This window comes from Streptococcus sp. 2022WUSS135 (assembly GCF_044427045.1).
Lineage (GTDB): Bacteria > Bacillota > Bacilli > Lactobacillales > Streptococcaceae > Streptococcus > Streptococcus hashimotonensis.
This window is the reverse complement of the sequence record NZ_JAOTGL010000009.1, coordinates 52654-78970: the sequence shown is the minus strand read 5'-3', so window position 1 is coordinate 78970 and position 26317 is coordinate 52654. Positions and strand designations below refer to the sequence as shown.

24 protein-coding genes and 3 tRNA genes are annotated in these 26317 nt (G+C 36.6%); 4 read left to right on the top strand and 23 right to left on the bottom strand.

All coding sequences use genetic code 11. The annotated features are described in order from the left end of the window. Positions 1-459: 459 nt before the first annotated feature. The 19 genes from ODU45_RS04625 to ODU45_RS04535 form a co-directional block, all read right to left on the bottom strand. Complete coding sequence (locus ODU45_RS04625) at positions 460-930, bottom strand: sigma-70 family RNA polymerase sigma factor (protein ID WP_053867433.1); 471 nt, start codon at positions 928-930, stop codon at positions 460-462. A gap of 355 nt (positions 931-1285) precedes the next feature. After that, complete coding sequence (ftsH, locus tag ODU45_RS04620; protein WP_044678570.1) at positions 1286-3259, bottom strand: ATP-dependent zinc metalloprotease FtsH; 1974 nt, start codon at positions 3257-3259, stop codon at positions 1286-1288. Between the two features lie 21 nt (positions 3260-3280). Further along, a complete protein-coding gene (gene hpt, locus ODU45_RS04615; protein WP_105095262.1) occupies positions 3281-3823 on the bottom strand; it encodes a hypoxanthine phosphoribosyltransferase in 543 nt (180 codons plus the stop codon). A gap of 7 nt (positions 3824-3830) precedes the next feature. Then, positions 3831-5099: a tRNA lysidine(34) synthetase TilS gene (tilS, locus tag ODU45_RS04610; RefSeq protein ID WP_136670982.1), complete on the bottom strand. Its 1269-nt coding sequence runs from the start codon at positions 5097-5099 to the stop codon at positions 3831-3833. Further along, positions 5100-6380, bottom strand: a complete 1281-nt coding sequence (locus ODU45_RS04605) for a serine hydrolase (protein WP_136671721.1) — start codon at positions 6378-6380, stop codon at positions 5100-5102. It lies immediately after the preceding gene. A 12-nt stretch (positions 6381-6392) separates the two neighbouring features. Next, a complete protein-coding gene (locus tag ODU45_RS04600) occupies positions 6393-6506 on the bottom strand; it encodes an SP_0009 family protein (RefSeq protein WP_032501539.1) in 114 nt (37 codons plus the stop codon). Beyond that, positions 6503-6871: a septum formation initiator family protein gene (locus ODU45_RS04595; protein ID WP_004194327.1), complete on the bottom strand. Its 369-nt coding sequence runs from the start codon at positions 6869-6871 to the stop codon at positions 6503-6505. Before ODU45_RS04595 ends, ODU45_RS04600 begins: the two co-directional genes overlap by 4 nt. Beyond that, positions 6858-7130, bottom strand: coding sequence for an RNA-binding S4 domain-containing protein (locus ODU45_RS04590; RefSeq protein ID WP_398580847.1), 273 nt, complete (start codon positions 7128-7130; stop codon positions 6858-6860). The genes ODU45_RS04595 and ODU45_RS04590 overlap by 14 nt, the downstream gene beginning before the upstream one ends. A gap of 49 nt (positions 7131-7179) precedes the next feature. Then, positions 7180-10674, bottom strand: coding sequence for a transcription-repair coupling factor (mfd, locus tag ODU45_RS04585; RefSeq protein ID WP_398580846.1), 3495 nt, complete (start codon positions 10672-10674; stop codon positions 7180-7182). Further along, positions 10674-11243 carry an aminoacyl-tRNA hydrolase gene (pth, locus tag ODU45_RS04580; RefSeq protein WP_024384311.1) on the bottom strand — a complete coding sequence of 190 codons (570 nt, stop codon included), beginning with the start codon at positions 11241-11243 and terminating at the stop codon, positions 10674-10676. The genes mfd and pth overlap by 1 nt, the downstream gene beginning before the upstream one ends. 50 nt (positions 11244-11293) lie before the next feature. Then, on the bottom strand, positions 11294-11626 hold the full coding sequence (locus ODU45_RS04575; RefSeq protein WP_228477851.1) for an immunity 51 family protein: 333 nt from the start codon (positions 11624-11626) through the stop codon (positions 11294-11296). Between the two features lie 12 nt (positions 11627-11638). Beyond that, positions 11639-12754: a redox-regulated ATPase YchF gene (gene ychF, locus ODU45_RS04570; protein WP_014637241.1), complete on the bottom strand. Its 1116-nt coding sequence runs from the start codon at positions 12752-12754 to the stop codon at positions 11639-11641. An 83-nt stretch (positions 12755-12837) separates the two neighbouring features. Further along, a complete protein-coding gene (locus tag ODU45_RS04565) occupies positions 12838-13197 on the bottom strand; it encodes a helix-turn-helix domain-containing protein (RefSeq protein ID WP_136671724.1) in 360 nt (119 codons plus the stop codon). Between the two features lie 103 nt (positions 13198-13300). Then, entirely contained in the window at positions 13301-13504 is a 204-nt protein-coding gene (locus tag ODU45_RS04560) for a DUF951 domain-containing protein (protein WP_024394586.1), read from the bottom strand. A gap of 9 nt (positions 13505-13513) precedes the next feature. Further along, on the bottom strand, positions 13514-14395 hold the full coding sequence (locus tag ODU45_RS04555) for a diacylglycerol/lipid kinase family protein (protein WP_398580845.1): 882 nt from the start codon (positions 14393-14395) through the stop codon (positions 13514-13516). Between the two features lie 91 nt (positions 14396-14486). Next, positions 14487-15623 (bottom strand): DNA polymerase III subunit beta, encoded by a 1137-nt coding sequence (gene dnaN / locus ODU45_RS04550; protein ID WP_004194538.1) that lies wholly within the window; start codon positions 15621-15623, stop codon positions 14487-14489. A 153-nt stretch (positions 15624-15776) separates the two neighbouring features. Further along, complete coding sequence (dnaA, locus tag ODU45_RS04545) at positions 15777-17150, bottom strand: chromosomal replication initiator protein DnaA (protein ID WP_248026336.1); 1374 nt, start codon at positions 17148-17150, stop codon at positions 15777-15779. Between the two features lie 202 nt (positions 17151-17352). Beyond that, on the bottom strand, positions 17353-18117 hold the full coding sequence (locus tag ODU45_RS04540) for a ParB/RepB/Spo0J family partition protein (RefSeq protein WP_398580844.1): 765 nt from the start codon (positions 18115-18117) through the stop codon (positions 17353-17355). A 60-nt stretch (positions 18118-18177) separates the two neighbouring features. After that, positions 18178-19374, bottom strand: coding sequence for a S1C family serine protease (locus tag ODU45_RS04535; protein ID WP_398580843.1), 1197 nt, complete (start codon positions 19372-19374; stop codon positions 18178-18180). Positions 19375-19547: 173 nt separating this feature from the next. Between ODU45_RS04535 and rlmH the strand changes: the two genes are divergently transcribed. Together rlmH and ODU45_RS04525 are read left to right on the top strand one after the other, a co-directional pair. Next, positions 19548-20027, top strand: a complete 480-nt coding sequence (gene rlmH / locus ODU45_RS04530) for a 23S rRNA (pseudouridine(1915)-N(3))-methyltransferase RlmH (protein WP_004194528.1) — start codon at positions 19548-19550, stop codon at positions 20025-20027. Between the two features lie 24 nt (positions 20028-20051). Then, positions 20052-20735, top strand: a complete 684-nt coding sequence (locus ODU45_RS04525; protein ID WP_398580842.1) for a YoaK family protein — start codon at positions 20052-20054, stop codon at positions 20733-20735. Here the strand turns inward: ODU45_RS04525 and ODU45_RS04520 are convergent. Beyond that, a tRNA-Arg gene (locus ODU45_RS04520) sits at positions 20733-20806 on the bottom strand. The genes ODU45_RS04525 and ODU45_RS04520 overlap by 3 nt on opposite strands. Positions 20807-20917: 111 nt before the next feature. Here ODU45_RS04520 and ODU45_RS04515 point away from each other — a divergent pair. Further along, positions 20918-20989 (top strand) — tRNA-Glu (locus ODU45_RS04515). A 5-nt stretch (positions 20990-20994) separates the two neighbouring features. After that, positions 20995-21067, top strand: a tRNA-Asn gene (locus ODU45_RS04510). Positions 21068-21136: 69 nt separating this feature from the next. On the opposite strand, the gene ODU45_RS04505 is transcribed toward ODU45_RS04510, so the two are convergent. The 3 genes from ODU45_RS04505 to ODU45_RS04495 all read right to left on the bottom strand — a co-directional run bounded on the left by ODU45_RS04505 (position 21137) and on the right by ODU45_RS04495 (position 26312). Next, complete coding sequence (locus ODU45_RS04505; protein ID WP_398580841.1) at positions 21137-23716, bottom strand: YfhO family protein; 2580 nt, start codon at positions 23714-23716, stop codon at positions 21137-21139. Positions 23717-23752: 36 nt separating this feature from the next. After that, positions 23753-25375 carry an ABC-F family ATP-binding cassette domain-containing protein gene (locus tag ODU45_RS04500; RefSeq protein WP_012775415.1) on the bottom strand — a complete coding sequence of 541 codons (1623 nt, stop codon included), beginning with the start codon at positions 25373-25375 and terminating at the stop codon, positions 23753-23755. Between the two features lie 64 nt (positions 25376-25439). Continuing rightward, on the bottom strand, positions 25440-26312 hold the full coding sequence (locus ODU45_RS04495) for a YitT family protein (protein WP_105256913.1): 873 nt from the start codon (positions 26310-26312) through the stop codon (positions 25440-25442). Positions 26313-26317 lie beyond the last annotated feature (5 nt).

Genomic DNA, 26317 nt, shown 5'->3' with positions numbered 1-26317 from the left:
AGTTTATCATTTCTTAGAAACTTTGTCAACACTTTTTTGAAACTTTTTTTCGTTTCGCTGTTGACTAGTTCCTCAAGAGACAACTCAATTATTCTATCATCTTCTGATGGACTTGTCAACACTTTTTTGAAACTTTTTTTCATTCCGCTATTGACTAGCCTCTCAAGAGACAACTCAATTATTCTATCATGACTTATACACATTGTCAACCGGTTTTTTGGGATTTTTTACACTGAAAGTTCTATGTAGATACTAAAGCATAAGGTTAATTCCAAATAATGCCGCTGAATCAGTCAATCAGGCACTTAAGTTACTATTGGCTGAGTATCACATTTAGTCACTCCTCTCCTATTCCTTCTTCTCTTTGCTATAACCTAGATAAAAAGAAACTGAACAGAACTTTTTATAATACTTCTGCCCAATTTCTTGATTCGATTAACATAATGTTAGTGACTAGCTTTAGCGAAAGTCTTTCAAATGAATTTGTAAATCACGTATCATTTCACGGCGACCATTAAAACATTGTCCGCTAATTAATTTTTCGTATTTATCAAGTTGATCATTGCTCAGATTTTTTCGATAATCTCTCAAGGCACCTCTCAACATTAATAGTTCATCGTTTATCAATCCCGGTGATTGTATTGCGTGAGATAATTCGTGAATATCTTCATGTGGCATACGGTCAAACTTGCGTTTTTGACTTTCCTGTTTGCGGATACGATCCTTGATTCGATTTCTGAACTTGACTTTGAAATAACAATATAATTGAACTTGTTCATCAACTAGCCACGGTTGATCTTCCAACAATTCAAACAAGGTCATCATTCCTTCTTGTTCCCAATCATCTCGATCCCATAGTTTAATGTAAAACTCTTTTCGAGCCTTGTTTACAATACCTTTGACGCTTGCGTACACTTTTTCGAAGTCCATTACTTAATCTCCTTTTGTTGATGGTTTAAGTTTATCGAAAAGTGCTGCCTTTCTACAGGACATTTTTGTCTAGCTTCATACTTTATTTGATTTTTCTTTTTTTAAAGTACATTTGCTATTGATACTCTATGGCAAACATTGCTTTCTGCTCCAGAAGGGTGTTATTTGGTATAGTTCTAAGATTGTGATAAATAACTATTGATTCGTTTTTCTTGTAAATACCCTGTTTCTGATATGTATCATGTAAAAAAGCCCTCGCCAAGATTATGTACTTAGCGAAGGCTTTGTGGTTATTTTAGTGGTTGAGAGTGCGGGGAAATCCGTTATGGAATGTCTTGCCCAGACTATTTTTATGCTACTCTTTCGTATTAATTTTCTCTTTTACTTCTTCATAAGAAAGGGGATGAACATCTTCGTCATCGTGTTCAATATTCTCTGGCATTTTGCCTGTTTCATACAGAGATTTAATTTGAACACTATCAAGAGTTTCATATTTGAGAAGTGCTTCTGCAATCAGTTTGTGTGTATCACGGTTTGATTGAATAATATCTGCAGCTTTATTTCGAGCCTCATTTAGCAAATCTCTTACTTCATTATCTAACTCATATGCAGTTTGCTCAGAAATATGTTTTTGAGTTGTTTGTCCACCAAACATTGCATGACTGCCTTCATACTGCATTGGTCCCATTTTTTCACTCATACCATATTCTGCAACCATAGCACGCGCCATCTGTGTAGCTTGTTCAAAGTCATTTGAGGCACCGGTTGTTTGGGTATTGAAAATAATTTCTTCCGCAACACGACCACCCATAAGACCAGCCAATTGCTCCTTCATATCTTCTTTAGATAGAAGCATTTGATCTTCTTTAGGGAGGGCAATCATGTATCCACCTGCGCGACCGCGGGGAACAATTGTTACTTTGTGAACTTCACGTGCATTTGATAGTACGAGACCAACAATTGTATGACCTGCTTCATGGTAGGCAACGATTTCGCGTTCTTTAGCTGAAACTTGACGGTCTTTCTTAGATGGACCTGCAATTACACGATCTTCTGCTTCGTCAATATCTGAAGCATCAATGACAGTCTTGTTTCGACGTGCTGCTACAAGGGCTGCTTCGTTAAGAACATTCTCTAAATCTGCACCAACAAATCCTGGTGTTTGTTGTGCTACTAATTTCAAATCTACATCTGCTGCTAGTGGTTTATTCTTCGCATGAACTTTAAGGATTGCTTCACGTCCTTTAACATCCGGACGACCAACCAATACTTTACGGTCAAAACGACCTGGACGAAGAAGGGCAGGGTCTAAAACATCACTACGGTTGGTTGCGGCAATGACAATGATCCCTTCGTTCCCTTCAAAACCATCCATTTCAATTAAGAGTTGGTTGAGGGTTTGTTCACGTTCATCGTTACCGCCACCCATGCCGACACCACGTTGGCGACCGACAGCATCGATTTCATCGATGAAAATAATGGCTGGTGCTGCTTTTTTTGCATCTTCAAATAATGAACGAACACGACTGGCACCGACACCAACAAACATTTCAACAAAATCTGAACCAGAAATAGAGAAGAATGGCACACCCGCTTCACCCGCTACTGCTTTGGCAAGCAAGGTTTTACCTGTTCCTGGAGGACCCTCTAGTAGCACACCTGCTGGAATACGTGCTCCAAGTTTAGTAAAGCGTTTTGGATCCTTCAAAAATTCAACAACTTCAACTAATTCTTGTTTTTCTTCCTCTGCACCTGCTACATCTGAGAAACGTACCTTGATGTTACTTTGTTCCAAAGCTTTAGCTTTATTCCGTCCAAAGTTCATTGCACCACGTGCTCCACCGCCACCCTGGTTCATCATCATCATAAAGAATACACCAGCAATGATAAGCGGTAACAAATTAAAGACAATATTTAACCAAAGTCCATTTGAACTTTCAGGTTTAATAGTAACCTTTACTCCATTTTCATTTGCAAGAGCTTGTAGCTCTGACAAATTCGTTTCTGACGGTAAAATTAGTGACTTAAAGTTTTTATACTTAACTTTGCTAGAAACTTGGAATAACTTAATAGATGAAGCTAACTCATCTTTAGCTTCCTGTTCTGTTTTGTACTTACCAGTAATTTCAATAACACTTGAATTTGGTTGATAAGTAATTTCAGATACATTATTATTTTTCAATTCAGTTACTACTTGTGAATAACTGATTTCTTGAGTTGCTACTTGCTGACCAGCGCTAAAAAATTGAAAGGCTGTAACAATAGTGGCAATAACGAGAATAATGAGAAAAGGATTTTTTATAAATCCTTTATTTGGTTGATTGTTCATAATATAGTAGGAGACCTTTTTCTATTTTGTGTAAACTTCCTCTTTGAGTACACCAACATAAGGAAGATTACGATAATTTTCATCATAATCTAAGCCAAATCCAACTACAAATTCATTTGGAATAGTAAAGCAAGTGTAGTCTGGCTCGATTTCAACAACACGACCTTCTGGTTTATCAAGAAGAGTGGCAATTTTAATAGAAGCTGCCTGACGCAAAGCAAAGAGTTCTTTCAATTCTTTTAATGTGCGACCAGTGTCAATAATATCCTCTATAAAGATGATATGTCGACCTGCAACACTATTGTCCAAATCCTTGATAATCTTAACGGTACCACAACTCTCAGTACCACCATGGTAGCTAGAAACAACCATATAATCTGTTTCTACATGGGCATCAATATGTTTCATTAATTCTGCCATAAATGGGATAGAACCTTTTAAAATTCCTACAAGAATAGGATTCTTATCTGCATAGTCTGTTGCTAGAATTTGACCGAGTTCTTTGCATTTTGCAACGATTTCTTCTTCTGAAACAAGAATTTTCTTAATATCTTTGTCCAACATAGTTGTTCTACTCTTTCATTTTTATATATAAGGTAGCTTTGATTATATCATTTTTTACTGATTTACTCAAATCACTGCTAACAAGATTCGTAATTCCATAAATTTCTCCATCCTGCTCGATAATAAGCGCATTTTGTCGAGCTTTCTGTGAGATTTTATTATCAATAAACCAACGGCGGAGTTTTTTATTTACTCCGTTTATTAAAATGGTGTCCCCAGCCTGCCTTCTCCTTACTACAATTGGATTTTCTGTAGGAAAATATAAAATACTATCCGCTTCTACCAAAGGATGATTGAGAGAAAAAATATATGAACCGTAAGAAAAAATACCCTCTGATTTTATCATGATTTTTTCTGGTTGACTATCCGTCTCTGGTCCTATTTTATAAATTTGAAAACGATGATAATCCTTCTCTAACATGTAATCATTTTTCAATAAATGATAGTAGTTGGCTTTTGAACGCAAGATGTGTAATACTTCATTAAATTGTGGACGAGAGAGCTGTAAATCAGGAAATTTTTCCAAATATTCCTCTAATAGATAACTTTGTACCGCAGGTGTCTGTTGTTGAAAACTCATCACATCTGTAACGGATAAATCCTGTGTCAAATCTCTTAGCGCTTGAAATAGATTATTTGTATCAACTGCAAGATTATTGAGAGCAAGTTCGATTTTAGGATTTTCCTGTTTTAACTTTGGTAAATAGTCATTTCTGACTCTATTTCGAAAATATTTGAAATCTGCATTACTGCAATCTTCAAAATGAAATAGCTTATCAAAATCTGCCTTTTTAAAAGATAAAAGTGGTCGAATAAGTTCTCCTGTTGCAAAAGGCTGAGTCGGTTGAATTGCTGATAAGTGACGCAAACGCCCTCCTCTAATCAATCGCATAAAGACAGTTTCTGCTTGATCATCTGTATGGTGGGCTGTCACTAGTGCAGTGTAGCCTTCCTTCTCCATGATTGTAGCAAAAAATCCATAACGCCATTTTCGCGCCGCTTCTTCTGAAAAAACACCTTCAAAATAGGACAGATAAAAGGGAACATTGCTTTCTTCTGCTAACTGTTTAAGATATTTTTCCTCGATGACAGATTCTTCCCTCTGTCCATGATTAATATGGGCAATTCCAAGTTCAATCCCTAACACTTGTTTGCATTCGTATAAAAGATGGAATAGGTTCATAGAATCTACCCCACCGGATACGGCTACTAGTACTTTCTTATGTTTATCAAAAAAGTGACCATCCTGTGTCACTTTTAAAAATCTATCTTTCATTTACTTTAAAATCCCGTAAATATCATTTGCAATTTGTGTAATCTCATCATAATTTGATTTATCTGTAAAAATAGATAAAACAAAAGGAGAGCCTGCGTAAACAATCGCTACATCGTGTTTGACATCATCTGCATCGCCAATTTTATGAGCAACTGGAACTGAGATGTCTTTCGAAATACGTTGATTATCAAATTGAGTAGATAACAAACTTTCTAGCACATAGCCATTTTGAATATATAAGGCTTCCATCATTTTCCCTGCGATCTCAGCTGAAGTTTCACGTGTAACCATACTCCACTCACTACCTGTTTTAGCAGTTATTACTTGATAAAAATTGGAATCGAATTTATTAGCTGCATAATAAGAAAGTAAATTACTAGCTACATTGTCTGACTCTTTAGCAGTCTTATTGATCAATTCTTCCACTGAATAATCTTTGTTGTCAGGAGTTTTTGACAGTGAACCACTTCCTCCAGCAACATAAGCTCCTGGGAAGGACATAGATTCGGCTGTATATTTCACTTTAGTAGTCAAATCAATATACCCAGCATTCAGTTGCTCTTGAACGTAATAAAGAATTGGTAGTTTAGCAATGCTGGCAGAATAGAATAGTTTCTCTTGATTTACACCTGCAGTTTGACCTGTTGACAATTGTTTCACATATATACCAATAGTATCTTTGGAATATTTGTTAGTCAACAACTCTTGAACAGCTTCTACTCTATTATCCGTTTTAGAAAGATTATTTACTGCAATCCAACCTTTATCTGTAACATAGGCAAACTCACCTAGGGAAGTTGTTACAATTTTAGAAACCATAACAGCTTGATAGGGTTGTAAATCATTTTTTATTTCCGTAGCTTCGTTAGCAATTGGTGAGGTTAACAATGTGAAACCTTTTTTTGTCCAATAAGTTTGCTCAACAGTAGTTTCTGTAACAATTACATCATCAAATAGTAGATGCCTACTTGCAAGAATGTAACCCTTGTCATCTATTTGGAAAACCAATTCTTTTTTACTATTGACTAGAACATCCGTAATAGAAAAATGTTGGTTCGGCTGTAATTGTCCACCTGCTATAGTCAGTTCTTCATCCGAATAAAGATTCTCAGTTTGAAAAACATTTGGGTTTTGAGGGATAGTTTGAAAATACTGGTCATAGATAGTATGAGTCAATTCGTATTCTTCTTGCGCTGTGAGTTCAAATGGTATTTCTGTACTATCGACCACCTGCCATCCAAATAAAACTGGCAATAACCATACGAGCAGTTTTTTCTGCATACTCCCTCCTTTCTACGATTGATTTTCTTCTAACTTTAATTCTCTATTCTTTTGATTCAACTCTTCTAATTTTTCATCAGAATGCTGTAAAAATTGCTCTACAATTTTAAAAATAGATTCGGTCATTTTGGTAACCCTGGAATATTGTAGACAAATTCCCCTTCTTTAGAGTATTGATACTTAGCCCGAACATACTTTGCTGCATATTCCTCATTTTTCAATTTTGCAACCATCTCTGCTTCCTGCTTCTGTTCTTTGGTCAGTTCTTCGTAATTTTTTTCCAATTCAGCAAGTTTCTTTTCCTGCTGCTGAATATTAGTGTATGTCCCAACAAGATTGTAGGCAGGCAACATAAAAAGAAAGATAACTAGAATGAGAATTGCACCCATAAAACGATTTTTTTGTTGGCGTTCTGCCAATTGATGCTGAGTTTTTTTACGCTCCGACTGAATAAAGGCATTATTCAGTTGTAGAATTTTAGATTTCTTCATCTTTTTCTATCCTTTTTTCACTGATAATTTCATACATTTTCAGTGCGTCTTCTTTTTTAGTCGAATCTTTCATTTCAAGTACTTTTACAGTGAGTACTTTATTACCAAATTGGATTTCAACCTGATCATTTACTTTTAAATCTGTTGAAGATTTCGCCAAAATCCCATTGACTTTTATTCGTCCTTTATCGGCAACTTCCTTCGCAACTGTTCGACGCTTGATAATGCGGGATACTTTCAAATATTTATCTAGTCTCATACTTTACCTCAGTTCACTATTTTACCATTTTTCAAGGTATTTGAGAAATTTATTCTGCCTTCCTTGCTTTAATTTCTTTTAATTTTTCGGCAAAAGAAATCAATTCCTCTAATATCTCATATTCTTTTTTCTGTTGAATGTTAAACACAACAGCTAGTTTTCCTTTATTTTCCGTTATCTGAGCTTTCAAATTTGTCACAGATAAAGCTTCAAAGTAATCTTGCGTTAGGAAAATTTGACCAGCCATAGGTTCGAATGTTACTGTCACTTGATGTTGTCGTCTAAGAACTGTATGACAGAAAACTTGGTCAAGATACGACTTCAGAAGACCGATTTCCAGTAAGTAGGCAACAACATCGGGATATTCACCAAAACGGTCTATCAATTCTTCTTGTAATTCTTGATAGTTTACACGACTGTCAATATTCTTTATACGCTTGTAAATTTCAATTTTTTGACGTTGATCAGCAATGTAGTCACTTGGTAGATAGGCGTCAATCTGTAGGTTGACCTCAGTGTTGCTTTTCTGACGTTGGGCTGCCTTACCTTGTTTTTCCAAGATGGCTTGCTCCAGCAATTGTGAATACAGTTCATACCCTACAGAATCAATAAATCCTGACTGGGCAGCGCCTAAAATATTTCCAGCTCCACGAATGGACAAATCTTGCATGGCAATCTTGAAACCTGATCCTAGTTCTGTAAAGCCCTTGATTGCTTCCAATCGTTTTTCTGCTACTTCTGTCAAGGACTTGTCTGGACGGTACATGAGATAGGCATAGGCAATCCGACTGGAACGGCCAACACGTCCTCGAAGTTGATAGAGAGTTGACAGTCCCATATGGTCTGCATTTTCAATAAACAGTGTATTAGCATTTGGAATATCAACACCTGTTTCGATGATTGTTGTGGTCACTAGAATATCATACTCCCCCTCTACAAAGGCATAGAGAGTATTTTCTAATTGGATCTCCGACATTTGTCCATGGACGTATCCTATAGTAGCTTCTGGAACCAATTCTTTTAATTCAGATACTTTCTGTTCAATGGTGTCAACTTTATTGTAAAGATAGTAAACCTGACCTCCGCGATCTATCTCACGAAGCATTGCATCTCGGATAACGGAAGGATTTGTTTCCATCACATAAGTTTGTACAGGATAGCGATTTGTCGGTGGAGTCTCAATTACTGATAAGTCACGGATTCCCAACATGGACATTTGCAATGTCCGAGGAATCGGAGTTGCAGTTAGGGTTAGGACATCTATTTTCTTTTTCAGTTCCTTCAAGCGTTCCTTATGCTTGACACCAAACCGTTGCTCTTCGTCAATAACCAGTAAACCTAAATCAGCAAAAACAACATCTTTTGATAGAAGGCGATGGGTACCAATCAAGATGTCAACTTGGCCTTTTTTCAACTTCTCAAGTGTTTTTTCCTGCTCTGCCTTTGTTTTAAAACGACTCATAACATCAACATTAACAGGAAATTCTGCAAACCGTTCTTGGAAATTAGCGTAGTGTTGCTGGGCTAAAACAGTCGTAGGAACAAGAATAGCTACTTGCTTGCCATCATTGACAGCTTTGAAAGCAGCGCGCATAGCTACCTCTGTCTTACCAAAGCCGACATCCCCTACCAGCAAACGATCCATTGGAGAGTCTTTTTCCATATCTTGTTTGATTTCATCAATGGATCGAAGTTGGTCGTCGGTTTCCACATGTGTAAAGTAGTTGTCAAACTCAATCTGATTCTCATCATCTGGTGAAAAGGCAAAGCCTTTCAGCTGACTACGCTCCGCATAAAGCTTAATCAAATCATCTGCAATATCCTCCACTTGCTTCTGAACTTTTTGCTTGGTTCGTTGGAACCGACCATCGTTTAGTTTATTAACTTTTGGAGCTTTCCCACCAGACGCTAAGTATTTGGAGAGAAGATCAATTTGTTCTACAGGAATAGAAATGCGATCGGAGTTTTGATATTGAACCGTTAAATAATCACGATGAATGCCTGAAATTTCAATAGTCTCAATTCCTAAGTATTGACCGATACCATGAACATGGTGAACAACATAGTCACCAACTGCTAATTCACTATAGTCCTTAATACGTTCAGCGTTAGAAATATTGGTTCTACGTGTCTTACGCTTCATTTTCTTATTGAAAATCTCTTTTTCAGTGATGAAAACTAGTTTCTCATCCATCAAATGAAAACCTGAAGCTAACTGACCAATCGTAACCTGTTGCTGACCTTCTACTAACTTATCTGCTGCATGTACTGGAAGATGGATATCATACTCTTGTAAAGTTTTCTGTAAAGTCTGTAAACTTACATCAGAACTCGCTTGAATAACAACGGTATTGTTTGACTTCGCATACCGAGTCAATTCATCTTTTAACAGTGGAATCTGGTGGAAAAATTCCTGCATAGGATACTGTGTGAATTGATAGAGAGCATCAAACTTTACATTACCTAAACCTTTTTGAAAACTTGAAAAGAAAGTGGCAGGTTTGTATTTTCTTAACTCCGAATAGGTAGATGCAAAATAGTGCAAACTTGACACTGATTTTCCCTTTTGTAAATCATCTGTCAATAACTCTGCTGATTCTTTTTCAAATTGAGCCTGCTTGTCAGCAATTTTATGAAAATCATCTAAAAATAAGGGAGAACCCTTTGGCAAATAATCCAACAATGTCCAAGATTGTTCATATAAAAATGATAGAAATTTCCGTAAATCGGGATGACGATATTCCGTTTGCATATCTGCCACGACTTCTCGTAAATAAGACTGCTGCTCCCCACTTCTAGATTGGTCAATAGAGATTTGGATTTTCTGACTAGCCCGCTCATAGTCAGTAGACGATAAAATAATATCTGATGCTGGTGACAAACTGATTTGTTCGAGATTCTCTAAAGACTTTTGACTATCTACATCAAAAATACGGATGCCATCAATTTCATCTCCAAAGAATTCTAAACGATAGGGAGCCTCTGCTTGCATATCAAAAATATCTAGAATATCCCCACGTTGGCTAAATTCCCCTTGTGTTAAAACACGAGAAACTTTTTTATAACCTATATTGACAAGTTTCTTTACAAGATTGTCAACTTCTATTTCTTGACCAACTTCAAGATTTATTTTAGAACCTTTATAAGCTTCAGGACTCGGCAATAAGACCCGACAAGCAGCCATACTAGCAACTAAAATTCCTGAACTGGTAGAATCTGTCAAGAAATTTAAACTATCAATCCTTGATTGAGTCCGTTCTTTTGATGCAAAAACAAACTCGGCAATAAGACTATCATCTGTAAAAAAGTTGTAAACATTCTCACTTCCAACGATGGCTGTTAAATCTGCAACTAATTTCTCAGCATCATTTTGAGTAGCAGTCACAATCATAATCTTTTCAGCCAAACAATCATAGGCAGTCGCCATGACTAATGACTTACTGGTTCCAGTGAGTCCTAATAATAGTTGACGAGTTGACTTGTTTAAGCCAGACTGCCACTGATTGATTTGCTTATTTTTGTGAAGAAGATCTAGTATATTCATTATCCGTTAAACTTTCTCATGATGCTATCAAAATCGTCCTCTTCCAGATAAAAGTTGACAGCCTTGTCAAGTTTATCTAGTGCTAAGTCGATTTCAATACGGTCTTCTGTATCAAATCCAGATAAGACGTGGTTGACAACGCTCATCTTTCCTTTTGGACGACCAATACCTATCTTAATACGGTCAAATTCTTGTGTTCCAATGTGCTTGACAATGGATTTAATCCCATTGTGGCCACCAGCTGAACCCTTTTGACGAAAACGGATTTTCCCAACAGCCATGTCCAAGTCATCGTAAGCCACCAAAATATCTGTCTCATCTAGACCATAATAGGTCATCAGGGCATGGACAGCCTTACCTGATTCGTTCATGAAGGTCGTTGGCTTTACTAGATAGATTTTTTCACCGTCAATAAAGGTTGTGGCAATGTCTGCTTGGAAAATCTTATCGTGACTAAAAGTTACATTTTCACGCTTGGCAATCTTATCTAGCAACATAAAGCCGACATTGTGCTTGGTTTCAAAATAGCGATCCCCAGGATTTCCTAGGCCTATAATCAATCGTGTCATTTTTTCTCCTTAAATACCAAAAGGCTGGAAAATACTTTCCAACCACTTTGTTAGTCTAATTCTGCCCTACTGAAAAGGTCCGCAATTAACTCTGAGTTATCACACGCTTGTTTGAATGTTAAGGCAAATTCTTTCAAAACAGCTGAATTCGTTGAGTAAGCACAGAACATACTTCCCTCGGAATCAAAGTCAATCTCCTCAGATAAGTCTGGTCTTTTTTCTTCTAGAAAAACACGAGCTAGGCTTTCCCAATCATAGCCATTTCCTTCAAAACCCTCATCAGCTCTGCTATCAAACAAATCCTGTAAATAACTACCAACCTCCAGACAAAGCGAAGTAGAGTCGCCGTGTTCCGTCAAGAAAAATGGTGTAAATTCAGACATCATATATCTCCTTTAAACATTAAAGCGAAACTCCATGATGTCTCCGTCTTGAACGACATATTCTTTTCCTTCTTCACGGAGGCGTCCTGCTTCCTTAACAGCCTTCTCAGAGCCATATTGAATCAAATCATCATAGGACATGGTAACGGCACGGATAAAGCCTTTTTCGAAGTCTGAGTGGATGATGCCAGCACATTGAGGGGCTTTCATACCACGTTTGAAGGTCCAAGCACGAACTTCCTTCTCTCCTGCTGTAAAGTAGGTGCCTAGACCAAGCAAGTGATAGGCTGCACGTGTTAATTTGTCCACGCCAGATTCTGTCAAGCCGAGGGCTTCCAAAAACTCACCCTTGTCTTCATCATCTAGTTCTGAAATTTCCTCTTCTGCACGCGCAGAAATCACCACCACTTCTGCATTTTCTGTTGCTGCAAAGTCACGGATTTGCTGAACATAACTGATAGACTCAGGATCTGCTACCTTGTCTTCATCGACGTTGGCAACATAGAGGACTGGCTTGGTGGTCAAGAGGAAGAGTTGCTTAACGATTTTTTGTTCTTCATCTGTGAAGTCAACTGTACGAGCAGATTTTCCGTCTTCTAGGACAGGTTTGATTTTTTCAAGGACTGCAAATTCTGCGACAGAATCCTTGTCTTTTTGCGTACGGGCCATTTTTTCTACACGCGCATAACGTTTGTTGATGCTCTCTAGGTCCGCCAAAATCAATTCCAAGTTAATGGTATCAATGTCTGCGATAGGATCAACAAAGGCATCTTCACGGCCTTGTTCACGCATGACATTTTCATCGTCAAAGGCACGCACAACATGGACAATGGCGTCAACTTCGCGGATATTGGCCAAGAATTTATTTCCAAGCCCTTCACCTTTAGAGGCACCTTTTACGATACCAGCAATATCGGTAAATTCAAAGGTCGTTGGCACTGTCTTTTTAGGAGTGATGAGTTCTGTCAACTTCTGCAAACGCTCATCAGGCACTTCTACCATACCGACGTTTGGATCAATGGTCGCGAAAGGGTAGTTGGCAGCCTCAGCTCCTGCCTTTGTAATTGCGTTAAATAGGGTTGATTTACCAACGTTTGGTAAACCGACGATTCCTGCTGTTAAAGCCATGTTTTTTACTCTCCAATTAAAAATTCAATCATGACTATTATAGCAGAAAAGTAGAGAAAAAGCTTGCCGATTAGCAAGCTTCGTTAAAAATAATGCTGAATAAATAATCCACCTAAAAGCATAACTGCAAGAAAAATGAGAACGACAACATCTCCTCTTGTAAGAGGTCGTTTGGATTCTTCGTTCAAGTATTCCCAAACATTCATTTTTCCTCGTTGTTCCACCACAACTTCCTTCTCAGGTTCTTTTCCTAAAACCAGATAATCCAGACTGACACCAAAAATTTCTGCCAGCTGGACCAGTTTGTCAATATCTGGCGTTGCTTCACCATTTTCCCACTTGGAAACAGCCTGACGGGAAATATAGAGTTTCTCTGCCAACTCATCTTGGGATAAGTTATTGGCTGTGCGTAAAACTCGAATTTGCTGTGCTAACTGATTCATGATCATTTCCTCCTCTTTTTTCTAAGTCTATTATAGTTTAGAAAGGAACAGTTGACTAGCACTTTTTAGGAAAAATTCGCAACCAGCAGTTGCAAACTGTCAACTAGGTTTCACTAGGCAGCACTTGTTGCATTTTTCGTTCAAAATCATGCCGGCTCATCATGACTACATGGTCACAGTTGCTACAGCGAATTTTAATATCCGCGCCTAGACGGATAACCTCCCATTTATTGGCCTTCTTGCCGGTCGATTTGATGACACAGGCATGAGGCTTCTTCATTTCGACAAAGGATCCTAATTGATACATACTTCCTCCTTAAAGATACATACTTCTTTCCTGATAGGTTAACGTTACCTCATTTGCAGTACATATCTCTCCATCTATTTGCAATAATAATTTTTCTTTTGATTTTAAAACTACATCTACCCCTGTTAAATGCTGAATTGTATGAGAAGATTCATGCCTCTTCGTTAATAAGACTAACAATGATTGTAGACGTTGGTAGAAATTTCCATTTTTGAAGTAAACAATATCTACTTCCTTCTTTTTAGCACTTGCTGTTGGCCATATCATGATTCCTCCACCAAAATAAAGACTATTTGCTACAGAAATAAAAAAGAGATTATCTAACTGATAAGATTTTTCATCAAGAGTTAATTCTAAGTTTATAGCTTGTTTTGAAAATAATGTTTTAATACCAAAGAATAGATAAGTTAACCTCCCAAGTTTTACCTTGTTCAGAATTTTTTTCAAAATTGAATTTGTTGAACCATTGATAACTTGAGCTGCAAAGCCAAAATCCATACTGTTTACAACCGTTCCGTATGAACTGTTTAAAACATATATCCGACTTGTTTTTCCCTCTAAAATGGCATCTACACTTCTATAGAGCGATGTTATATTCATTGCTTTTGCAAAATCATTTCCAGATCCTGTTGGATAATAAGCAAACGGTAGACTAGCTGGCCAAAAACGCAAAGCTTTAGATAATGTGCCGTCTCCGCCTAAAATCATTAATTGGTCTTCACTAATGACAAACTCCTTTAAAATAGCCTCTATTTGACTTTTTTTATCCTCAGGCCCAACTGTCATAAAAATGTTAACTGCAAGCTGTGGATAACTTTCTTTTATTTTGAATATGATATGTTCAGCAGTATGGCTACCAGCATTAGGATTAGCTAATATATATAACGTCATTTATTCCCCATCACTAAATATATAAAAATAAGCTAGTTGCTATTTTTTAGTATAACATAAAAACGGCTAGTTTAGCCGTTCTTAATATTATTTAGTTGGTACGAACTGGTGTAACCAATTGAATAAAATCTTCACCTTCATTATTTGGAATCAATGTAAATGGACGGACAGAAGAGATAAAGCTAATTTTCACTTGTTCACTAGTTGTGGCTTTCAATGCCTCTATCAAGTAAGTTGGATTAAAGCTGATTACTAAGTCTTCACCTGATACTTCTACAGTATCTAATTCCTCATTCACACGTCCAACTTCTGGAGAATTTACATGAGCCGATACAACATTATTAGCAATTTCTAGTTTTACTGTACCATTTTGGGTTGCATTTGAAAGAAGACGAGCACGCTCCATCGAGTGACGAAGATTTGCAGTATCAAAAATTGCAGTTGTTTTAAACTCAGTTGGAATTAAGCGGTCGGTATCAGGGTAGGTACCTTCTAATAAGCGTGTATAGAAGCTAATATGCTCGCTTCTAAAAAGGATTTGATTATTTGAAAAGAAGACTTCTACTGTTTCAATATCATCTGTAAAAACTGCAGTAAATTCACGGAGAGAACGACTTGGAATGACAACATTAAAATCATCACCAGATGTATCAAGGACCAATTTCCGTTGGCTCATACGGTGTGAATCTGTTGCAACAGTTTTTAGATTTTTATTTTCCGTTAAAACAAAATGAACACCCGTAAGAATAGGACGACTTTCTTGTGTAGAAGCTGCAAATGCTGTTTCATTAATTGTTTGTTTTAATACTTTGGTTTCTAACACCAATGGTTTTGAAGTTGGAACTTCCTGTAAACGAGGATACTGTTCTGCTTCTTTTCCCTTTAATGTGATTTCAGACTTACCACTTGTCAAAACGATTTGCTTTTGTTCAATTTCATTGAAGTCAAGGACCAAATCCGGCATGCTGGATACGACATTAATAAAGAAACCAGCTTCTAAGAGAATGGAACCTGGAGAACTGATCAAAAGTCCTGCATTTTCATCTTGAATAGAAATAAAATGTTCAATCGAGATTTGTCCATTTGAACCAGTTAAAGTGATTCCTTCACTAGTTACTGTAATTTTTACTGTTGAAAGAATTGGAATAGCATTTTTTGTACTGATTGCCCGTTTAGTAATACTAAGTGCTTGTAGAAATATATTTTTATTAATAGAAAATTGAATCATGGATTCTCCTTTATTTATTATCTATAAGGTTAATAGTAATAGTAGTCTCTGTGTATTCTGTGGAAAAGTGATGAAAGACCAATAAAACTGCGGAAATTAACTTGTTCACAACTTGTGGAAAAAACAGAAGTTTTTTAAAAAGTTATACACAGGTTAACGAAGTTTATTTTTTATACTGGTAATCTCTATTTCTAAATTCTCATCATCCAAGAGGAGAGTTTTTATTTTATTGTATGCATGCATAACGGTTGTATGGTCTCGATTACCAAATTCTTTCCCAATTTTTGGAAGGGAATTGTCTGTCATTTCACGTGCTAAAAACATAGCAACTTGTCGCGCGTGAACGATATGTTGAACACGCTTAGAACCTTTTAATTCTTTCAAGCTGACACCGTAGAAATTTCCCACTTCGGTTTGGATTTTCTCAATAGGAATAACCATGTTTTGTGGATTTGTTTGTTTTCTTGATCGAATAGCCTCAGCAGCAACCTCGACACTTATCTCAGACAGTTGCCGCATAGTGGCTATCAAATGGATATCTTTTAAGGCACCTTCAAGGTCACGTACGTTCGAATCAAATTGCCCAGCTAGATAGGATAGCGTCTCATTTGTAAAGTTATAAGGCAGGTTCTCGCACTTGTTACGTAAAATTGCGATACGTGTTTCAAAATCAGGTGGAGTGATTTCACTGGTTAACCCCCATTTGAAACGTGTTACTAGTCTTTCTTCCAAATTATCTAAGTGATCGGGATTACGGTCGCTTGTGAGTACAATCTGCTTATTTTTTTCATGAAGCGCATTAAAAGTATGGAAAAATTCTTCCTGTGTTGTTGCTTTATTACGGAGAGACTGAATGTCATCAATTAGAAGTAAGTCCAGATTGCGATAGGTTTTTTTGAAACTTTCCATATCATTGAGACGGAGGTGTTCTAAAAATTCATTGATGAATGTTTCCGATGAGACATATTTTATCCTTGCCTGGGGATTATCGGCTAGAACCTTATTTCCAATCGCATTTAAAATATGAGTTTTTCCAAGACCAGGACCACCAAAAATGAATAATGGATTGTAGAGCTCACCTAGGTTATCAGATACAGCTAAAGCTGCAGCCTTTGCCCAGTGATTATTGTCTCCTTGTACAAAATTAGCAAAGGTGTACTGGGATTTTATATCAGAATGAACCGGTTGAAAAGTTTCTTGAGGAGTAGCCGGCCCAGGTGTCTGTACCTGGTGAAACACTGAACTTCTTGCGTTTGTAATGTTCTTAATTTCCTGTTCATCTTCTGTAAATTGATATTGGATGGCAAGAGGTTCTCCGTAGATTTCAAAACTAGCGGCAATCATTAACTCTTCGAAGTTTTTTTCCCAAAAATCTTTTTTAAATGGACGATTTAAGAAAATATTGGCAACTTGCTGGTTGATTCCAAGTAATTTTGCATCAGCGACATAAAAATCATAAATAGATGGCTTAAAATTTACTTTTGCTAATTCAATAAATCGTTGCCAAAAAAGTTGTTCTTGGTTCATATTTTCCCCCTTTCACATTATATTCGTTAGAATAGTGTACCATAAAAAACAAAAGTTTTCCACAGATAATTTTTAAAATCCACACTGTTAAGAAAAGTTTTCCACAAGATGTGAATAAAAGTCAGAACCTTTGCTGGTCCTGACTTTTTGTAATGATTTTAGTGTGGAAAAGAGTGTTTATAAAAATAAATTGTAAACAAGTCTATTTAAAATTGTTGATAATTCTTTCGAATTCATCGAAGTCATTAAAGCTAATTCGAATTTCTCCGCTTCCGTTTTTCTTCTTGATAATTTTTGTAGCTGTTCCAAGAGTTTTACTGAGTGAATCTTCCTGTTCTTTTAAAAATTGGTCGCGTTGTTTAAGCTTGGTGTGTTTTTTCTTATTTGCAGCTATTAATTTTTCAAGCGTACGCACACTTAAATCCTTTGATAAAATGAGTTGAACCCATTCGGCTTGCTTTTCTTCTGAAAATGACACCAATTGTCGCGCGTGCCCTTGTGAAATTTTTCCTTCTTCTACAGCTTGTTTAGTCTGATATGATAGATTTAGTAGGCGCAATAAATTACTGATATATGGTCTTGATTTTCCCATGATTTGAGCAACTTCATCATGTGTTAACCCTCTACTAATCAATTTTTGATAAGAGGCTGCTTCTTCTATCGGATTTAAGTTAGAACGCTGCAGATTCTCTATGATAGCCTGATAGAGTAAATCATCATCAGTCAGTTCTTTTACCACTGCTGGTATTGTAGTCAGTCCAGCTAATTGACTGGCTCGCAACCTTCTTTCTCCAGCTAATAATTCGTATCCGATAATAGAAGATTTTCTTACAATAATCGGTTGAATTAAGCCATTTTCCTTAATAGATTGAGCGAGCTCAAGTAGCTCCTTTTCATCAAAATGAATTCTTGGCTGATAGGGATTGGGATGGATTTCTGAAATATTTAGTGTACGTAATTCTTCCATATATCCTTATTCTAGCAAAAAAAATGAGACTTTACAATTGTGTAAAGTCTCATTTGTCAATTATTCGCTAAGTTCTTCTGTAGAATGTGTCAACTTAATGTCAACAGTTTGTTTCTGATTATTGCGGTAATAAGTTACAGTGATTGTATCTCCAATTTGATGTTTGTAGAGAGCGCTCTGGAGGTCACTCTTATTTTGAATAGCTTCTCCGTCAATCTCAGTAATAACATCAAAAGTTTCTAATTTTCCATCTGCAGGTAGTCCACTTTGTGTAGAGACAATTACGACACCGGATGTTAATTCCGTATTTGATAATCCAGCTTTTTCTAATTGACTAGTTGACAAGGTCGTCAAGTTAACCATATGAACTCCAAGAGCAGGTCGGCTAACTTGTCCAGTTTTTTCAAGCTGATTGATAATAGCTACGGCATCATTTGCAGGAATAGCAAATCCCAACCCTTCTACAGCCACGCCTGAGCTATTTGCAGAACTTGAGGTAATTTTGCTAGAGGTAATGCCTATCACTTGTCCTTGGGTATTGATTAACGGTCCGCCAGAGTTTCCAGGGTTGATAGCTGTATCAGTTTGAATAGCGTTGGTTGAGATTGTTTGTCCATCTTTTGATTGTGAAGTAACTGTCCGACTTAAGCTAGAAATAATACCCTGGGTAACTGTATTGGCGTAGACGCTGCCTAGAGGACTACCAATTGCGATAGCAGTTTCTCCAACTTTAATTGTATCGGAATCAGCAAATTCAGCAACAGCAGTGACTTTATCTGCTGATATTTTTATAACAGCTATATCAGAATATGTATCGGAACCAACAAGTTCACCGCTAATTTTTTCTCCAGATGCTAAAAGGATATCAATCTTTTCTGCGTTATTAATAACATGCGTATTTGTCACAATATAGGCATATTGACCATCTTTTTTGTAGATAACACCAGATCCCTCCCCAGCAACGGCTAGTTCGTCAGATGATTCAATATTTCCAAAGATAGCACCAAGACTATTGTTGGCTGATTTTTGGTAATTAATAACAGACACAACAGCATTTTGTACTTTCTCTACAGCTTTTGTGGTGGAAGTTTCATTATTATATTGAACATTGCTGACACTAGTGATAGCAGAATTTGTTTGTTGAACCTGTGGCTGGAAGAAAGAGGCTGATAAGGCCCCGATAAGACCCCCAAAAAATCCAATTACAAATAAAATCGCAAATTTCAAATATTTTTTCATATAAGGAATCCTTTCCATTTCTTTAATTTTCCTTAAGAGTACTATTTCTTTCTTAATTATAACTTAAAGTTTTCAAAAATCAATCCACAATCTGTGGATAACTCTGTGAATTATGTGAAAAACTGTAGCCATATCCTGATTTTCTAAAAATATTTTCTGTCGTATGCTTGTGGATATGTTACAATTATTTTATGAAAATAAAATTGATTACCGTTGGAAAATTGAAAGAAAAGTACCTCAAAGAAGGTATTGCAGAATATAGTAAACGATTGGGACGATTCACTAAGTTGGATATGATTGAGCTTCCTGATGAAAAAACACCAGATAAAGCCAGTCAAGCAGAGAATGAACAAATATTAAAAAAAGAAGCCGATAGAATTATGTCTAAAATTGGAGAGCGAGATTTTGTCATTGCCTTAGCGATAGAAGGGAAACAATTTCCATCGGAAGAATTTAGTCAAAAGCTATCTGATATTGCAGTAAATGGGTATTCAGATATAACTTTTATCATCGGTGGTAGTTTGGGTCTCGATTCTTGTATTAAAAAAAGAGCTAATTTGTTGATGAGTTTTGGACAGTTGACACTTCCCCATCAACTAATGAAATTAGTTCTCATCGAGCAGATTTATCGTGCATTTATGATTCAGCAGGGAAGCCCATATCATAAGTAGTTTCACGTGAAACAAGGAGTGAAAATGAATCAAAAAGATTATCGTGTTTTTGAGGGATTGAGAATTGCTTGTTCATTAACGTTTATCAGTGGTTATTTAAATGCCTTTACTTTTGTGACTCAGGGTGGTCGCTTTGCTGGTGTACAATCTGGAAATGTTATTTCCCTAGCTTATTTTTTAGCTAAAGGTGACTTTGCGCAGGCAGTTAATTTTTCTATTCCCATTTTATTTTTTGTATTCGGACAATTTTTTACCTACTTAGCAAGAAGGTATTTTGAAAAACAAACATGGTCTTGGCACTTTGGTAGTAGTGTAATGATGTTAGTTCTTATCTTACTAACTATCATTATCTCACCTATTATGCCTGCGTCTTTTACAATTGCTAGTCTAGCCTTCGTAGCCTCTATTCAAGTAGAAACATTTAGAAGGTTACGAGGTGCTCCGTATGCCAATGTGATGATGACAGGGAATGTCAAAAATGTTGCTTATCTCTGGTTTAAAGGAGTTATTGAAAAAGATTTAGAACTTAGAAAAACAGGTAGAAACATTTTATTGACCATTATAGGGTTTATGCTAGGTGTTATCATATCTACTCACCTCTCCTTCCAATTTGAAGAATATGCCCTTATTGGTCTTATTTTACCAGTTTTATATATTAATTATGAATTATGGCAAGAAAAAAGACCTACTCGAGGTAGATCTGAATGATTCCAGCAGGATTCGAACCTGCGACCGTTCGCTTAGAAGGCGAATGCTCTATCCAGCTGAGCTATGGAACCTTAACTATTTTATTTTACATTAAACAAGGCACTCTGTCAATACAATAAAAAATCAAAAAATGTATTGACAAACAAAGTCACATGTATTATACTAGTTATTGTTCTAAAAATGGTCCGTTGGTCAAGGGGTTAAGACACCGCCTTTTCACGGCGGTAACACGGGTTCGAATCCCGTACGGACTATTTCTTCCGCCATAGCTCAGTTGGTAGAGCGCATGACTGTTAATCATGATGTCACAGGTTCGAGCCCTGTTGGCGGAGTAGATAAAGCATAGGAAACCTTGAGAAATCAAGGTTTTTTGTTTTTTACAAGAAAAAAACCGAGAAAGTTTAGGATTCTCGGTTTTTAGAATAATAGTATCTAATGAATTGATAGGAGAAAAATACAAAAACTGCACCAAAAGAAATCAGTAAACCTAGATAGAAACCATTTGGTATAAAGGTTAAAACTAGTTTAGTTTGACCTGGACTTACATCCACTTTCATAAAACCCTCTTGCGCTTTTTGGATTTTGATAGGTTTACCATCAATGGTTGCATTCCATCCTTTATCATAGGGTAAAGTAAGGAGGAGCGAGGCTTCTTTATCGGTTACAAAATCAACGGTTACTTTATTACCATCAGTTTTTGTTACTACTTGTTTTTTTTGGAGAATGGAAATAGCCTGTTGGAAAGCTAATAAGTCCAATCGATAAAATTGTGGTTTATCAAAAGAAACTTGATTATTTTCAGGAAAATATACATCGACTTGAACTTGTACATCTGTAGTAAAGTTCCCCACATTGAAGAAAGAGAAAGCATTATCTAGTGTAAACTCACTTGACTGATTATTGACGGTAATGACAACCTTTTTTTGATTCTCATTTGAGAATGTTAAATTTGGCAAATTTAAGTATAATTGGCTATTTGCAGGTATATTTACTAAGAAAGTTGCCTTTGCAGCATCCTCATTGTCAACTTTGTTGACAGTCATTCGATTGTTCAGTTCAACTGTATTTTGTGAAACAACATCTGATAAAGTGTGGTAGTATTTTTGAGATAGCCCTGTTAGTTGATTAAGAAAATTTGTTTGATTATCGAGAGTCAGATTTGTAAAATTGACATCTCTGTAAATCCCTTCAGTCAATAGTGCTAACCCTAGATTAAAACTATTTTCGTAAAGATTAATAGTAGACTGACTCTGATTCAGTGTGAAACCAAACTTATTTGGGTCCGTAGTAGCTAAATTATATTTGATTCCGAATAGGCTATCAGCAATAATTGTATTATTCTGATAACGAAGATTCAAATTGGTACCGTCTGAACGGAAACCGAGCTTATCTAGTACTGAGCTGGAAGCACGATTTCGAATGGAGGAGAATTGAGAAATACCGTTGTAATTGAATTTCATGCTATCATTGCCAGTTTGTGGTAATAGACGTTCTATACGATAAAATGAATCAGTTGTAGTCTTTGTAGACTTTACAATACTGTCAATATCTGTCAATTTTTCTTCATAGTTTGATCGGCTAGGGAAATGCCATTCATCAGAAATCCCCTGAACCTGATAATGACTATGTAATCCAAGTTCTAAGAAAGTGAAGAACAATAAAACAATATTAGTCCATTTTAAGGATGATTTATAGTGAATCATTGCTACAAAAAGAATGAAGTAGGCTATTAGAAATTCTAGTGTGAGTAGGAAATTTACATCCATTAGAAACTCATAATGATCTCTAAAAATAAAGGTAGAAGCAAAGCAAATGAGTAAAAATGAAACAATCAGAGTAAAATTTTTAATACTTACTTGACGCAGTCGTACCAATGTCTCTGCTGCTAAATAGATAACGGTTATTGATAGAGCCCATGCATAACGATAGAGGAACATGTTTGGCGCATGCATACCTTGCCAAAAAAGATTGAGTGGTTGTAGGTAGAAACTTGAAATAATGAATGTAAAGAATAGAGCATAGAAGAGTTTGACAGTTGGTTTTATTTCTTTTAATGTAAAGAATAATAAAGCGAGTATTAATGGAACGAGACCAACAGAGATCATGGGAATAGAACCGAATTTTGTTGTATCAAAGCTACCAACTAAGTTTTTTGCAAAGAAGTCCAGATACCAAGAGTCTTCGGTTTTTAGGTTGACAATTTTTGTAAATGTCTCACCATGAGTTTTTAAATCCAAGTAGGTTGGTAACAACATGAACATGCTACTTAGAGCAGATAAAATTGACACTATTGTAAAGTTGATAAATCTTTTGATTCTCTGACTATCTATCCATGATAATTGAACCAATGTCCATAATGTTAGAAAAATAGCCACCATATAACCGAAGTAATAGTTTTGGATAAACAAGCATGTTAATGTTATGTAGTAGAGAATCGGACCCTGTTTTTTTAATAATCGATGCAATCCAAGAAGAACGAGTGGGAGGAGTATAAAAACGTCTAGCCAGTTGTTTATTTCTAATTGACTTGTACTAAAACTCATCAGAGAAAAACTAGTAGCGAGTAATAGTGCCCATTCTTCTTTCAAAGTTTTATGGATACCCTTTAGGCTGAAATAAGTTGACAACCCAGTCAATCCAAATTTGACAATAGTGACAAGATAGATAGCGTCAGGCATGGATTGTAAATCAAAGAAAAATACAATTGGAGATAGGAATGAACCTAGGTAATAGGAGGATAGAGCATAAAAATTGAGTCCTAAACCACTTGAAAATGTGTAAAATAAAGAGCCGTCTCCGTGTAAAGTATTTCGTAATGTTTGATTAAAAATAACATACTGGTGGAAGCCATCACTGGCCAATATTGTTGTATCACTTCCCCACCAGATTCCTTGAAATGCTAAGACGATAGAAATAATAGTCAGCGGAATAAGGAAAGATAAGAGATAATAAATGGATGTTTTTGTAAATATTTTTTTCATAGATTTAAAAGAAAAGGCGAATAAATCGCCTTTTTATTATGCTTTCCAAAGTTCTTGTACTTTAGCTTGTACTTCAGCATTTTCCAAAAATTCATCGTAAGTTTCATCGATTCGATCGATAACACCGTTTTTAGAAATGACGATGATATGGTTTGCTAAAGTTTGAATAAATTCGTGGTCGTGGCTGGCAAAGATGATGGACTCTTTAAAAGCTTTCAAACCATCGTTCAGACTGGAAATTGACTCCAAGTCCAAGTGGTTGGTTGGATCATCTAAGACCAAGACATTTGACTTGAGGAGCATGAGTTTTGACAACATCACGCGCACTTTTTCGCCCCCTGACAAGACGTTTACAGGTTTGTTAACCTCATCACCCGAGAAGAGCATACGTCCCAAGAAACCGCGCAAGAAGGTATTGTCATCTTCTTCCTTGCTGGCAAATTGACGGAGCCAATCAAGGATAGATTCGTTTGTATCGAAGTCACGAGTATTGTCTTTTGGTAAGTAGGATTGACTAGTAGTGACACCCCACTTGACAGTACCTTCATATTCAATATCGCCCATAAGAGCACGAATGAGAGCAGTTGTTTGGATGTCGTTTTGACCAATAAGAGCAGTTTTGTCACCTGGACGCAGGATAAAGCTGATATTGTCAAGAATCGTTTCACCATCGATGACAACTTTTAAGTTTTCAACTGTTAAGAGGTCATTACCGATTTCACGTTCTGATTTGAAGTTGATAAATGGATACTTACGGCTAGAAGGAATAATTTCCTCCAACTCGATTTTATCCAACATCTTCTTACGTGAAGTAGCTTGCTTAGACTTAGAGGCATTAGCAGAGAAACGAGCAACGAATTCTTGTAATTCCTTGATTTTTTCTTCTGCTTTGGCATTACGGTCAGCTTGTAGTTTAGCTGCTAATTCACTAGATTGTTTCCAGAAGTCGTAGTTACCAACGAAAATCTTGATTTTACCGAAGTCAAGGTCGGCCATGTGGGTACATACTTTGTTTAAGAAGTGGCGGTCGTGGGATACAACGATAACCGTATTTTCAAAGTCAATCAAGAAATCTTCGAGCCAGTTGATGGATTGGATGTCCAGACCGTTGGTTGGCTCGTCCAAAAGAAGAACATCTGGTTTACCAAAGAGGGCCTTAGCCAATAGGACCTTAACCTTCTCACCGTTGGTCAATTCGCTCATGTTTTGGTAGTGGAGGTCTTCTGAGATGTTGAGGTTTTGGAGCAATTGAGAGGCTTCACTTTCAGCTTCCCAGCCACCAAGTTCAGCAAACTCACCTTCTAATTCAGCAGCACGAACCCCATCTTCATCAGAAAAATCTTCCTTCATGTAAATGGCATCTTTCTCTTTCATGATGCTGTAAAGTTGCTCATTTCCCATGATAACAACGTCAATCACGCGCTCATCTTCATAGTCGAAATGGTTCTGACGTAGTACAGAAAGGCGTTCGTCTGGTCCAAGTGAAATATGACCTGTTGATGGCTCGATGTCACCAGCAAGAATTTTTAAAAATGTAGATTTACCGGCCCCGTTTGCACCAATCAAACCGTAGGTATTTCCTGCTGTAAATTTGATATTGACATCGTCAAATAATTTGCGGTCGCTAAAGCGAAGCGATACGTCTGATACTGTAAGCATAGTTTCTCCTCTATTTCTGTCTGTTAGTTTTATTGTACTAGAAAGAACTTGAATTTTCAATGAATTACATTGGAATCAAGATATCTTCATCATAATGTTTATAGTCTTTTTGAAGACTGAAGCCACGTCCGCGCACCTGACTCGCAGGCATAACAACCATAAAGGCAGTTTCATCAATTTCTAATATAGCTGTTTCCAGTTTTTGCATTTCTGGAATAGAGATAGTAGTCATCAACATGCGCTTGTCAACCCCTGTAAAGCCACCGATAATTGGAAGTTCTGTCACACCGCGATCAGCAACTTTAGTAATATAGTCTTTAATTTCTTCTGATTTTTGAGAAATAATCATGACATTTCGAGAAGATTGGGTACCAGACATCATGCGGTTGACAATATAAGTAATGGTCATTAGGGCAATAATCGAGTACATAACAGTATCAGTATCGAAGGCAATAAATCCAAGACCAACGATAATACCATCAATAATAGCCATTGTCAGACCTAATGATAAAGGGGTGTACTTGTGAATAAATTGAATAAGAATACCTGTTCCACCAGTAGAAGAATTTCCAAGGAAAACAAGCCCAAGTCCAAAACCTAGGATAATTCCACCGAAAATAGCAGCTAGGAGAGGATTTTCTGTCAAGTTGGGTAAACCTGCTGTCAACTTGATGCAAAGAGGATAAATGACAGCACCATAGACAGTTTTGATAAATACAGATTTTCCTAAGAAAAACCAACAGATGATTAATAAAGGGATGTTACAGTAGAGGACAAAGTCAGACGGACTCCACCCCAGAAGAGCATTGAGTGCGATTGCTAAACCTCCGACCCCACCAGATACGATATTATTCTCTAGAAAAAAACTGTTAAATCCAATGGCCATGACAACTGATCCGAGTGTGACAGAGATAAAGTCCTTTATACGTTCTTTCATATATT